The organism is Bradyrhizobium sp. (assembly GCF_035484855.1).
Taxonomy (GTDB): domain Bacteria; phylum Pseudomonadota; class Alphaproteobacteria; order Rhizobiales; family Xanthobacteraceae; genus Bradyrhizobium.
This window is the reverse complement of record NZ_DATHOP010000262.1, coordinates 1-11,880: the sequence shown is the minus strand read 5'-3', so window position 1 is coordinate 11,880 and position 11,880 is coordinate 1. Positions and strand designations below refer to the sequence as shown.

Genomic DNA, 11,880 nt, shown 5'->3' with positions numbered 1-11,880 from the left:
CCTCTCCGACGACGACATGGAGGCGATCGAGGCCCAAGCCTAGGTCGAATCCCAGGTCAAAGCCCAGGTCAAAGCGGCGATGAGCGTTGCGCAATTGGGCCTTTAACGGACGCCCCGATCAGGCTAAAAGCCCGTTGTCGATTTGCAAGTTTGCAGCTTTTGAGGTGCAAGCTTGCAATTATTCACCTGCAACATTGAAGATTGAGCCATGGACAAGTTCACCACGCTGGAAGGCGTCGCGGCGCCGCTGAAGATCATCAATGTCGATACCGACATGATCATCCCCAAGCAGTACCTCAAGACCATCAAACGCACCGGACTCGGCAAGGGGCTGTTCTCGGAACAGCGCTACAACGACGACGGCAGCGACAATGCGGATTTCATCCTCAACAAGCCGGCCTACCGGAACGCCAAGATCCTGGTCGCCGGCGACAATTTCGGCTGCGGCTCGAGCCGCGAGCACGCACCCTGGGCGCTGCTCGATTTCGGCATCCGCTGCGTGATCTCGACGTCGTTCGGCGACATTTTTTACAACAACTGCTTCAAGAACGGCATTCTGCCGATCCGCGTCAGCCAGGAAGACCTCGACAAATTGTTCGACGACGCCGAGCGCGGCGCCAATGCGACGCTGTCGATCGATCTCGCTGCCCAGGAAATCCGCGGCCCCGACGGCGGCACGGTGAAATTCGAGATCGACCCGTTCCGCAAGCACTGCCTGATGAACGGCCTCGACGATATCGGGCTGACCATGGAAAAGAAGGGCTCGATCGACGCTTACGAGGAAAAAGCGAAGACCGAGCGCGCCTGGGCCTGAGCCCGACCAAGCTAAATAAGAATGAATTTGACTTGAACCCCAGGTTCATCGTCATCCTGAGGTGCGAGCCTTGCGGTGCATTTGCGCCGCTGGGCGAGCCTCGAAGGATGAGCAGTCGGGCCAGCATCCTTCGAGACGCCGCGCAAGAGCGCGGCTCCTCAGGATGACGGCGGAGTATGTGGCTCCAGCAAATTCGTTGCCGTTGAAATGACTCAATGCGCTCCCACAAGTCGCGCCGCGGCAGGATGAAGCGTGGGCATTCCGGCAGCCATCCTGTCCAATTCGCCAACGGCAAAAACACAAAAGCAAAAAGGGAGATCCGCGATGACCCGAATGAACTTCGGCAATGCGCCTCGAGGCAATCCCTGCGCCCAATGCGGCAAGCCGATCGCCGCCCCGGAATGGATCGAAAACGGCCCGGACCGTATCTCCTATCTCTGGCACTGCTTTGCCTGCGACTACCAGTTCGAGGCGGTGGCGTTCTTCGAGGAGCGGGATCCCCAGGTGCTCGCGGCCTGAGGGGAACTCCATCGCGACCATCACGTTGGTTCGTCTCATCAACCCGGAGGAGGGGATGATGGTGACCAGCGTCATGGAAAAACCGCACCCGCTGATTGCGAGCGACCGGGTCGAGGGCACTGCGGTGCGTCGGCCGAACGGCGATAAGCTCGGCCACATCGAACGGCTGATGATCGACAAGGTCACCGGCAGGGTGTCCTACGCTGTCCTGAGTTTCGGCGGCTTCCTCGGCATGGGAACCAATCTGCTGCCGCTGCCATGGGCGCGCCTGACCTACAATCCGAAATTCGAGGCCTACGTGCTCGACATCGACGACGAGGAACTCCGGCGCGCGCCGTCGTTCCGCGCCGACAAGGATTTCGACTGGGGCGACCGTTCGCAGGAAGCGGAGTTGCATCGCTATTACGGAATCCCGCCCTACTGGGGTGGGTTCTGATTCGCATCCAGGAATCGCGGGGCGAAATGCGGATATCGAGCGCGCGCGCCGGCGCGGCATGTTCCACGGAACCCGAAAGATATTGGCTTCCCGTTCGCCGAAAATCGATGCAGCGATCCGGAACGGCCGCTGCGCCTGCGGGTTTTCTCCTGACAATTTGATTATCAGGGAGAAAACAGATGTTAGGTAGATATCTCACGGCCGGTTTGGCCGCTTCACTCTTGGCCGGCGTTGCGTTTGCGCAGACACCGACGACACCCTCCGACCGCACCAACATGGCGCCAACAGCCGCTTCCGACTCCGCCTTCCAGGGCGACTGGCGCGCCTCGAAGCTCGTCGGGCTCAACGTCTACAACGACAACAATGAGAGTATCGGCTCGATCAACGAACTCCTGACCGACAAGGGCGGTAACATCAAGGCGGCGGTGATCAGCGTCGGCGGCTTCCTCGGCGTCGGCTCGCATCTGGTTGCCGTGCCTTACGACAAGATCAAATTCGTCAACGAGCCCGTCGCCTATACCGGCGTCGCCGGTGCTCCCAATGGCCCCAATGCCCCCATGATCCGGCCGCCGTCGACGACGACCACGGGTTCGGCGGGCGCCGGGCCGGCGACGGCATCGTCGAAGCCCAATCCCTGGTATCCCGACCATGCGGTCTATAACGCGACCAAGGACGAGTTGAAGGCGATGCCCGAGTTCGAATTCTCGAACTAAGGCGGGGTCCAGATCGAATCATCCGGCAAGGGCGCGTCCGGTTTTGCCGGACGCGCTTTGCTGTGGGGAATTGCGCTTTCGGCGCTGATATCCCGATGTTAGGCTGGTCGACGGCAGGAGCACCTGCCTCCTGCCTCAATACCGAACGGGAGGATGATATGACTGAGAGTGTCTACAAGGTCATTGAGCTGATCGGTACCAGCAAGGATTCCTGGGAAAAGGCGGCCGCGGCGGCGGTCGAGAGGGCCGGCAAGACGCTTCGGGATCTGCGTGTTGCCGAAGTCGTCAAACTCGACTTGCAGCTGGATGCCAAGGGCAAGATTGAAGCCTACCGCGCCAAGCTCAACGTCTCCTTCAAATACGAGGACTGAGGAGTGTGTTCTTGCCTCTCCCCGCACTTGCGGGGAGAGGTCGCCCGGCGAAGCGCAGCGAAGTCGGGCGGGTGAGGGGCTCTCTCCGCGAGTCGAGCCTGCTGAGAGAGCCCCTCATCCCGACCTTCTCCCCGCGAAGAGCGGGGAGAAGGAGAAGAAGAAGGTTCAGCGGGGAGAAGGCTCACTGCCCCGGCAGCGCGGTCACCGCAACATTCATCGCGCCCTGCGCCACCGTGATGATCCGCAGCGTCTTCGAATCGAAGGCGATGTCGGCGAGCCGCAGGCTGTCGATGTGCGCCGTTACCCGCACGCCGTTGTCGCTCTTCTGAACGTCCGCGATCGCAGCAGAGATCTTCTGCTGCGCATTGGCGGCGAACGGCTTGAGGTCAATGGAGGTCTTTTCCGCCAGCACCTTCTGCAGATGCGGCACGACCGCGCGCGCCGCGGTTCCGAGCAGTCCGAAGGCTGCTTCCGATTCGACGGCTAGCTCGACGTTCTCGAGCCGCAGGATCTGGTGGGCGTCATCGAGCAGTGGCCTGCCCCAGATATGCACCATGGCCTCGCCGCCGAACCCGAAGAAGCTCTTCTTCTCCTTGGCGTGCACCAATAGCGAAATCAAAAGCCGGTCGCCCGACGGCGCGACGGTTGCGCCCTTCACCGTGAGTTCGACCGGGCCCGAGCCGTCTTCGGGGAAGGTCCGGCCGGCGAACTGCGCGGCCACCAGGCCGCTGATCTCGGTGAACGGCAGGTCGATCGGCACGCCGATATAAACCCCGCCCGGGGTCGGCGGCACGATCACGAGCCTGCCGGGAAACGCGCAATCCGGCTTGGTCTCCGTCGAGGTGATCCGTGTCTCAGCCTCGATGCCGATCGTCGCGGTGACCGCGGAGGCATCGACATGGGGTTGGGCTGCGAGGGCGGCGGTCGGCTTGATCTCCAGCCAAAGCGGGGGCAGCGACGCGCCGGTGCCGCCGGCCTGCAGGGGGATCGAGCGGCAGGCCCGAGCCCATTGTACCCGAGCGGCCTGCTCGAAGGTGCGGTCGCCGCGAATCCGCTCTTCGGCGGCAGCGACCTGATCGGCGATGTTCTTGTCGATCAGCGGCTTGACCTGCGCCGGAACGTTGACGCGCGCGCCGGCCACGATGAGGCTGGTGTCGCCGAGCGTCGCCTGCCCCATCAGATTTGGCTCGAGATGCCAGGACTGGCCAAACTTCGGCCGCGAGGTGAAGGTGACGCCGCCCTTGATCTCGGCGCTGGCATTGACCGACTTGATGTTGATGCTGCCGATCTGCTTGGCGGCATCGTTGCCGACCAGTCCGCCGATGGCGTCGCCCACCGCGCCGGTCGCCTTCGCCGATAGCGAGCCGGTGATGTTCAGTTTTCCAGTCAGCGGCATCGCCAGTGACAGCACGTCCTGGGCGCCGGAAGCCTGAATCGGCCCGCGTGAAGCGGTCCATCCGATGTCGGCGTTCTGCAGAACCTGCGACACCGGATTGGTGGCCTTGCCGGCGAAGTTGCGCGGGGCGCTGCGGTCGGCGACGTCACGGATCGCCGCAATCGAAATCGCCACCGGCACCATGATGCTGGAAACCCGAGCCGCGGGGGGCAGCGGCGGCAGCTCGGCAATGACCGGCGGCGGAACGGCGCGGCGCGCCGCCAGCCAGTCCATCGTCTTCAGGCTGACGAAGAATGAGACCAGGATCACCGCGATCCCGAGCAGGATAGATTTGAGGCTCATCGCCGGCCGCATCGTCCCCCCGGACCGATTGAGTTGATCAGTTTACAGGGCGGGCTGTTGCGGCGCCAGAGTGGCAAAAGGATGCGACTTTGGTCTCCCCCACCGCCCGGAAACCTTCTGAAATGGTTGCCGCCCGGAAACGAAGAGATGGCGCGGAAACCGCGCCATCTCGATGCCTGATGGGCCTTGGCGGAGACGGATGATCAGCCCCGCTTGCCCTCGGTCATGTCGGCCCGCCGATCCATCATCGGCAGCACGATCACCCTGGTGCCGACATTGACCCGCGAATAGAGGTCGCTGACGTCGTCGTTGGTCAGGCGGATGCAGCCCGAGGAGACATGGGTGCCGATGGTCCCCGGCGCATTGGTGCCGTGGATGCGATAGACGGTGCCGCCGAGATACATCGCACGGGCGCCGAGCGGATTGCCTGGGCCGCCGGCCATCTGGCGCGGCAGATAGGGCTGGCGCGCGATCATTTCCGGCGGCGGGGTCCAGTCCGGCCACTCGGCCTTCTTGGTGATCGACTGCACGCCTGACCAGGTAAAGCCGTCGCGGCCGACGCCGATGCCGTAGCGCATCGCCTGGCCGCCGCCGAGCACCAAATAGAGATAGGTGTTGGGGGTATCGATGATGATGGTGCCGGGGGCCTCGCGGGTGGCATAGCTGACCACCTGGCGCCGCAGCCTTGCCGGCAGCTCGGTCACGCTGTCCTCGTCCTCCGAGGGCGCGGCCTGCACGGGCGGCGGCGCGGCCTGCACCGGCGGCGTCATCGCGAAGGGGAACAACTCCAGCGGCGCGGCCGAGGCGGCACCGGAAAATCCAATAGCGCCGAGCGCCAGCGCCCCCAGGGCCACGGCACGGCGCGAATTCGCCACCAATCCATCCAGATTGAACATCGTCGTCCCCTGTTTTTTTAAGTCTGTTTGTCCGCCCCGGCGCTCGTTCGGCGCCTTGTTGGCTCAAATCAGTACAGGGCAGGGGTTTCAGAACGTTTGCGTCCGGGCCGCAAAATGGTTTCGTCGCGGTAAGGATTGTTTCATGACGGTTTCGCGACGCCGACAGGTGCGGAAAATCGTCCAAAAAGAACCTTATCAATTTCATGTCGTCACACGCCTGAAATATCCATGGTCGAACGTCCGCAATTGAGAATCAATTGCTCCCGGACTCCTCCTGATGCGGATATTGATCGCGACCGATGCTTGGCATCCGCAGGTGAACGGCGTGGTTCGCACGTTGACCTCCCTGGCGCGCAGCGCTGCGGCGCTCGGCGCCGATGTCGAGTTCCTGACCCCCGAAGGCTTTCCCTCGTTCGCGCTCCCGACCTATCCGGGCCTGCGGGTGGCGTGGCCGAACCGGCGCGAGATCGCCCGCCGCATCGAGGCGGCGGCCCCGGAGGCCATCCATGTCGCCACCGAAGGGCCGATCGGCTGGGCGGTGCGCTTCTATTGCCTGCGCCACAAGCTCGCCTTCACCACCTCCTATACGACGCGCTTCCCGGAATATATCGCGGTGCGTACGATCATTCCGGCTGGCGTCAGCTACGCCGTGCTGCGGCACTTTCACAATGCCGCCGCCGTGACCATGGTCGCCACCGCCTCGCTGCGGCAGGAACTCAGCCTGCGGGGTTTCAGGAAGCTGGGCAATTGGGGACGCGGGGTCGACACCGGGCTGTTCACGCCCGACGATCCGGCTCATCTCGATTTGCCGCGACCGATTTTCATGACGGTCGGCCGGGTCGCGGTCGAGAAGAATCTCGAGGCGTTTCTGTCGCTGGACCTGCCGGGATCCAAGGTGGTGATCGGCGACGGACCGCAGCGCGCCGAGCTGCAGCGCCGCTACCCTAAGGTCCGCTTTCTCGGCGAAAAGAAGGGCCGCGAGTTGAGCGCGCATTTTGCCGCCGCCGACGTGTTCGTATTCCCGAGCCTCACCGACACCTTCGGCGTGGTGCAGCTCGAAGCGCTGGCCTGCGGCACGCCGGTCGCGGCCTTCCCGGTGACCGGTCCGCTCGACGTCATCGCCGATCATCCGGTCGGCGCGCTGGATCTGGACCTGCGCCGCGCCTGCATGCGCGCGCTCGAAATGTCCCGCGACGCCTGCCGGAGTTTTGCGCTGGAACGTTCCTGGGAGAACAGCGCCAGGCAGTTCATCGGCAATCTCAGCGCGTTGCAGCCGAGCCGTGCGTTGCGTCCCGCCCGCCGCATCGCCGCGAGCGGCGCGGTGCAGGGTTGAATTGGATCCTTGAGATAACGAGGTGAGAGAACGATAATGGCAGAGATCATGAAGCTTGACGGCGCAAGGGAGCTGGACTTCGACCGCGAGACGGTCGAACAGGCCTATGACCGCTGGGCGCCGGTCTACGACCTCGTGTTTGGCGGCGTGTTCAGCAAGGGCCGCAAGGCGGCCATTGCCGCCACCAACAAGATCGGCGGCCGCGTGCTGGAGGTCGGTGTCGGCACCGGCATCTCGTTGCCGCAATATGCCCCGCATCTTCGCATCTTCGGCACCGACATTTCGGAAGCGATGCTGCGCAAGGCCAAGCGCCGGGTCGACGAGCTGCGGCTGAAGAACGTCGAGGGTCTCGCGGTGATGGACGCGGAGAAACTGGAATTTCCCGACAATTCCTTCGACGTGGTGATGGCGCAATATGTGGTGACGGCGGTGCCCAACCCGGAGGCGGCGCTCGACGAGTTCGCCCGCGTGCTGCGTCCCGGCGGCGAATTGATCATCCTGACCCGGGTCAGTGCGGACGCCGGCGTGCGCCGCTTCATCGAACAGCGTTTGCAGCCGGTGGTGCGTCCGCTCGGTTTCCGAACCGCCGAATTCGCCTGGTCGCGCTATACGCAGTGGCTGTCGGGCGCGCATGGCGTGGAACTGGTCGAACGCCGCCTGGTGCCGCCGCTCGGCCACTTCTCGCTGGTCCGCATCCGCAAGACCGAGATGGCGGCCGCCGCCTGATCGCGGTGAACTGCACGTTGCCCGGCGGCGCGATCGTGCTGGCTGATGTGACATTTCGATGATGTCACATCCCATTCATCGAGTTCATGTATAACGAATCAACCGATCTGGGGGAGATGATGATCAAGAGCTTCCGCGAGCAGCTGCGCATCCAGCGCTGGGACGATCACCGTTATTATCACCACAGCCGGATCAACCAGAGCCTGCACTTCGTCAGCGCCGTCAGCTTCATGATCGGCTATGCGATGATGTTCTTCGATCCGGTGGCGTCCGCGCTGATCGGCTGGCTGGTCTCGATGACCTCGCGCCAGGCCGGGCATTTCTTCTTCGAGCCGAGGGGCTACGATCACCTCAATCAGGCGACCCACGAACACAAGGAAGAGATCAAGGTCGGCTACAATCTGCAGCGCAAGGTGGTGCTGATGTCGATCTGGGCGGCGTCGCCGCTGGTGCTGTATTTCGACCCGACGCTGTTCGGACTGGTGACGCCGTGGGTTTCGCCGGCCGATTTCATGCGCCAGGTCGCCAAGATCTGGCTGGTGGTGGGCGTCGGTGGCCTGTTGTTCCGCACCGTGCACCTGTTCTTCATCCGCGACGTCGAGACCGGCCTCGTCTGGATGACCAAGATCCTGACCGATCCCTTCAACGACTTCAAACTCTACTGCAAGGCGCCGCTGTATCTGTTGAAGGGCGAACTGATCGATCCGGGCCTCGATATCATCGAGCAGGACGGGTTCGAAGAGCAGCACGCCTGAGTGTCTAACCAGAATTGCGGTCGCAGACGTCGTCATGCCCGGGCTTGTCCCGGGCATCCACGTCTTTGTTCTCTCACCGCAAGAAAGACGTGGATGGCCGGGACAAGCCCGGCCATGACGACAAGGGTCCATAGACCGTACTCAGCGCGAAAACTTGCTTGCGAGCATCTCTTTCAGGATTTGCCGGCGGATTTGCTTGTTGGTCAGCGTGGGCTCGTGCCACCACCAGCCGTCCGCTTTCATCTTCGCCGCCGCCGCGACGAAGCGCTGGGAAACTTCGGCAAAATCCGCATCCGTGTAGTTCAGGCTGAAGATCAGCCGTCCGGTGCCGACCCAGCTCAAGGCCAGTCCCTCGGCGCGCAGGTAATATTGCAGCATCCAGTTGTAGCGGGACGGCTCGGCATATTGCACCGTCCAGATCGAGGACAGGTTGGCGACGCGCACCGGCAGCTCGTGGGCGGCAAGCCGCTCGTTCAACAGCGCCGCGCGGCCGTCCCAGGTCTCGTCGAGCCCGTGATAGACCGACCGGAAATTCGGACTCGCGAGCCGGCAGAGGAACTCATCCATCGACGTCATCACGTAGGGATGGGAATTGAAGGTGCCGCGCGCAAAACAGACGTCGGCGGGATGGTCGTCGCGGAAGCGGCGCATCAATTCGCTGCGGCCGCAGACCACGCCGATCGGCAGGCCGCCGGCAAGGCTCTTGCCGTAGGTCACCATGTCGGCGCGGACGCCGAAATATTCCTGCGCGCCGCCGGCGGCGAGGCGGAAGCCGACGAACACCTCGTCGAAGATCAGCACGATGTTGCGCTCGGTGCAGACCTGCCGCAGCGCCTTCAGCCATTCGGTATACGCGGCACGGTCGAAATTGGTGGCGCGCGAGCTGTCGACGAGCGCGGAATCGCCGGGCGCGTTGGCGTTCGGATGCAGCGCCTGCAGCGGATTGACCAGCACGCAGGCGATGTCGCGCCGCGTCTTGAGGACGTGAAGCGTCCGCTCCGACATCTCGGCCAGCGTATAGGTTTCGTGCGGCGAGACCGGATTGCCGACGCCGGGCTGCACCTCGCCCCACCAGCCGTGATAGCTGCCGGCGAAGCGAACCAGATGCGAACGGCGGGTGTGGTAGCGGGCGAGCCGCACCGCCTGCATCACCGCCTCGGTGCCGGACATGTGGAACGAGACTTCGTCGAGGCCGGAAATCTCGCACAATCTTCGGACATTGTCGGCGACGACGGGATGGTAGGCGCCGAGCACCGGGCCGAGCGCCTCGGCGCGCTTCTCGCCGCCGGCGATGCATTCCTTGTAGAAATCGTTGCCGAAAATATTGACGCCATACGAGCCGGTGAGGTCGTAGAACACATTGCCGTCGAGGTCGGTCAGCGTGACGCCGCTCGACGACTGCATGAAGCTGCCGGCCCCGAGATTTTCGCGGACCAGGCGGCTATACTGGAACGGCACCCGGTAGCTTTGGGTGAATTTCAGGTCGGAAATCTGCGCCGCGGCTTGCGCCGTCATTTCCCGGCTCCTGGCGAAGCGCTCCTTGTAGAGCGCAGCAAGCCGGAAGAAGCCGTCCTGGCGCCTGCCTGCGACTTCGGCCGGCGCGCCGTCGGAACGGAAGAAATCGCCGACGTCGAATTCGTAAAACGGGATCAGCTGCGCCGCCAGGCGCGACATCTTCGAGTGCCCGGCCAGCGAGCGGTGTTTGGCGCGCGACAGCGCCCATCTCGCTCTCACCTTGGGAGCGACCACGGCGGTCGCGGCGACCGCACCGGCGGCGAGAGACAGAATCGGCAGCGAATCCATGGCGACAAGCGCTAACCACACCTCCTGACAGAATCATGACAGTCAAAAGCCTGATTGCGAGCTTCACCCAGCAGGAAGACCTCAACTTCCTCCTGACCAACCGCGTCCCGCGCGCGGCGCTCACCCGCTTCATGGGCTGGTTCAGCAAGATCGAGCAGCCGCAGATCCGCGACCTCTCGATCGCCTGCTGGCGGCTGTTTTCCGATCTCGATCTTTCCGAAGCGCGGAAATCCGATTTCAAGAGCCTGCACGACTGTTTTACGCGCGAGCTCAAGCCCGGCCTGCGGCCCTCCGATCCCGATCCACTGGTCGTGGTCAGCCCGTGCGACGCCATCGTCGGCGCGTTCGGCGCGATCGCCGACACCGAGCTGTTCCAGGTCAAGGGCGCGCCCTATTCGCTGCTCGACCTGCTCGGCGACTCTGCGCTGGTGGAGCAGCACCGCAACGGCCGCTTCGTCACGCTGCGGCTGACCTCGAGCATGTATCACCGCTTCCATGCGCCTTGTGACAGCCGGATCGAGCAGGTCAATTTCATCTCCGGCGATACCTGGAACGTCAATTCGATCGCGCTGAAGCGCGTCGAGAAACTGTTCTGCAAGAACGAGCGCGCGGTGATCAGGACAAGGCTGGATAGCGGCGAGGCGCTGACGCTGGTCCCGGTCGCGGCCATTCTGGTCGCGAGCATCCGGCTGCATTTCCTCGATCTCCTGTTCAATGCCGAAAGCCGTGGACCGACGCAGGTCCACTGCGATGTCACTGTGCGCAAGGGCGACGAACTCGGCTGGTTCGAGCACGGCTCGACCATCATCGTGCTGGCGCCCGATCATTTCGAATTCTGCGACAACGTCGTGGACGGAGCCCGCATCCGCGCCGGTCAGCCGCTGCTGCGCAAGCCGCTCTGAGCCTCAGCGCTTCTGCTTCTGCGGCTTGCCTCGCGGCGCGGGCGGACCCGGGCGGCGCGGCGGCTGCAATGGCCTGTTCTGCAATCCTGGCCGCTGCAGGCCCGGCGCGTTGGGCTGTCGGGCGCCCGGTGGCTGCTGCAGTTGCGGTTGCCCCGCGCGGTTTGGCAGGCCGGGCTGTTGCGGCGAACCGGGCCGTTGCGGCACACCGTTCTGGCGCTGCCGCGCCGGGTTGTTGCGGTTCGGATTCTGCCGCCGCTCGATCTGCTTCTGGTTGACGATCTGGCGGCCGATGCTTTGGGCGGCATGAACCTGGCGCACAATGCCCTGATCGCGCAGCGCCTGCTGCGGCGAGATCGCAAGCGGCATCGCGGCGAAGCGTCCGCCGGCGCCGGGCCGGATCGTGAAGCCGCTGGCGCCTTGCGTCAGAAACCCGAGCCGCGCGCCGTTGCGATCGTTGACCTCGATGCGGCCGACATGCCCGTCCGGATCGGGATAGAGTTTCACATTGCTGGCGCTGGCGGCGGCGGCGCCTTCCGGCACTTCGACCAGGCCGGTGGTGCCGCGGATACCGAGCGTCGATGTCGGCGTCGATATTTTCATGTCGCCGGTCTTGGCGACGGCGGCGGCGACAAAGGCGACCGTGCCTTTGGCGACGTCGAACAGCGCCGAGTTCTGCTTGCCGCCGTCTTCATAGACGTAATTGTCGACCGTTATTTTCGCATTGGCGGTGAGATTGAAGGTGGTGGCGTCGTTGAAGGTGACGCCGAGCGTGGAATTCGCCGATGTCTGCAGCACGTCGTTCAGAAAGATGTCGTCCTGCAGCTTGAGCGGCGTCAACGCGTTGTTGCGGGTGACGGTCGCGGTGCCGGTGAGC

The 11,880-nt window shown here is 63.9% G+C and carries 13 protein-coding genes; 9 read left to right on the top strand and 4 right to left on the bottom strand.

Annotated features, from left to right (window positions below; all coding sequences use genetic code 11):
• The first annotated feature begins 208 nt into the window (after positions 1–208).
• The 5 genes from leuD (at position 209) to VK804_RS29700 (ending at position 2,853) form a co-directional block, all read left to right on the top strand.
• A complete protein-coding gene (gene leuD / locus VK804_RS29720) occupies positions 209–814 on the top strand; it encodes a 3-isopropylmalate dehydratase small subunit (protein ID WP_325751851.1) in 606 nt (201 codons plus the stop codon).
• 324 nt (positions 815–1,138) lie between these two features.
• Positions 1,139–1,333: a hypothetical protein gene (locus VK804_RS29715; protein ID WP_325751850.1), complete on the top strand. Its 195-nt coding sequence runs from the start codon at positions 1,139–1,141 to the stop codon at positions 1,331–1,333.
• A gap of 55 nt (positions 1,334–1,388) precedes the next feature.
• Positions 1,389–1,769, top strand: a complete 381-nt coding sequence (locus tag VK804_RS29710) for a PRC-barrel domain-containing protein (RefSeq protein ID WP_325751849.1) — start codon at positions 1,389–1,391, stop codon at positions 1,767–1,769.
• A gap of 179 nt (positions 1,770–1,948) precedes the next feature.
• Positions 1,949–2,482, top strand: coding sequence for a PRC-barrel domain-containing protein (locus VK804_RS29705; protein WP_325751848.1), 534 nt, complete (start codon positions 1,949–1,951; stop codon positions 2,480–2,482).
• A 158-nt stretch (positions 2,483–2,640) separates the two neighbouring features.
• Positions 2,641–2,853 (top strand): dodecin family protein, encoded by a 213-nt coding sequence (locus VK804_RS29700; protein ID WP_325751847.1) that lies wholly within the window; start codon positions 2,641–2,643, stop codon positions 2,851–2,853.
• A gap of 181 nt (positions 2,854–3,034) precedes the next feature.
• On the opposite strand, the gene VK804_RS29695 is transcribed toward VK804_RS29700, so the two are convergent.
• Both VK804_RS29695 and VK804_RS29690 read right to left on the bottom strand, forming a co-directional pair.
• Positions 3,035–4,603 (bottom strand): DUF4403 family protein, encoded by a 1,569-nt coding sequence (locus VK804_RS29695; protein WP_325751846.1) that lies wholly within the window; start codon positions 4,601–4,603, stop codon positions 3,035–3,037.
• A gap of 191 nt (positions 4,604–4,794) precedes the next feature.
• A complete protein-coding gene (locus tag VK804_RS29690; RefSeq protein WP_325751845.1) occupies positions 4,795–5,487 on the bottom strand; it encodes a L,D-transpeptidase in 693 nt (230 codons plus the stop codon).
• A 277-nt stretch (positions 5,488–5,764) separates the two neighbouring features.
• On the opposite strand from VK804_RS29690, the gene VK804_RS29685 reads away from it, so the two are divergent.
• The 3 genes from VK804_RS29685 (at position 5,765) to VK804_RS29675 (ending at position 8,301) form a co-directional block, all read left to right on the top strand.
• Complete coding sequence (locus VK804_RS29685) at positions 5,765–6,820, top strand: glycosyltransferase family 1 protein (protein ID WP_325751844.1); 1,056 nt, start codon at positions 5,765–5,767, stop codon at positions 6,818–6,820.
• A 36-nt stretch (positions 6,821–6,856) separates the two neighbouring features.
• A complete protein-coding gene (locus VK804_RS29680) occupies positions 6,857–7,546 on the top strand; it encodes a class I SAM-dependent methyltransferase (protein ID WP_325751843.1) in 690 nt (229 codons plus the stop codon).
• Positions 7,547–7,665: 119 nt separating this feature from the next.
• On the top strand, positions 7,666–8,301 hold the full coding sequence (locus tag VK804_RS29675) for a hypothetical protein (protein WP_325751852.1): 636 nt from the start codon (positions 7,666–7,668) through the stop codon (positions 8,299–8,301).
• A gap of 141 nt (positions 8,302–8,442) precedes the next feature.
• Here VK804_RS29675 and VK804_RS29670 read toward each other — a convergent pair whose 3' ends face one another.
• Complete coding sequence (locus VK804_RS29670; RefSeq protein ID WP_325751842.1) at positions 8,443–10,104, bottom strand: aminotransferase class III-fold pyridoxal phosphate-dependent enzyme; 1,662 nt, start codon at positions 10,102–10,104, stop codon at positions 8,443–8,445.
• Positions 10,105–10,139: 35 nt separating this feature from the next.
• Here VK804_RS29670 and asd point away from each other — a divergent pair, with 35 nt between their 5' ends.
• Positions 10,140–11,006 carry an archaetidylserine decarboxylase gene (gene asd, locus VK804_RS29665; protein WP_325751841.1) on the top strand — a complete coding sequence of 289 codons (867 nt, stop codon included), beginning with the start codon at positions 10,140–10,142 and terminating at the stop codon, positions 11,004–11,006.
• Positions 11,007–11,009: 3 nt separating this feature from the next.
• Here asd and VK804_RS29660 read toward each other — a convergent pair.
• Positions 11,010–11,880, bottom strand: an 871-nt coding sequence (locus tag VK804_RS29660; RefSeq protein WP_325751840.1) for a FecR domain-containing protein, incomplete at its 5' end; no start/stop codon positions are given.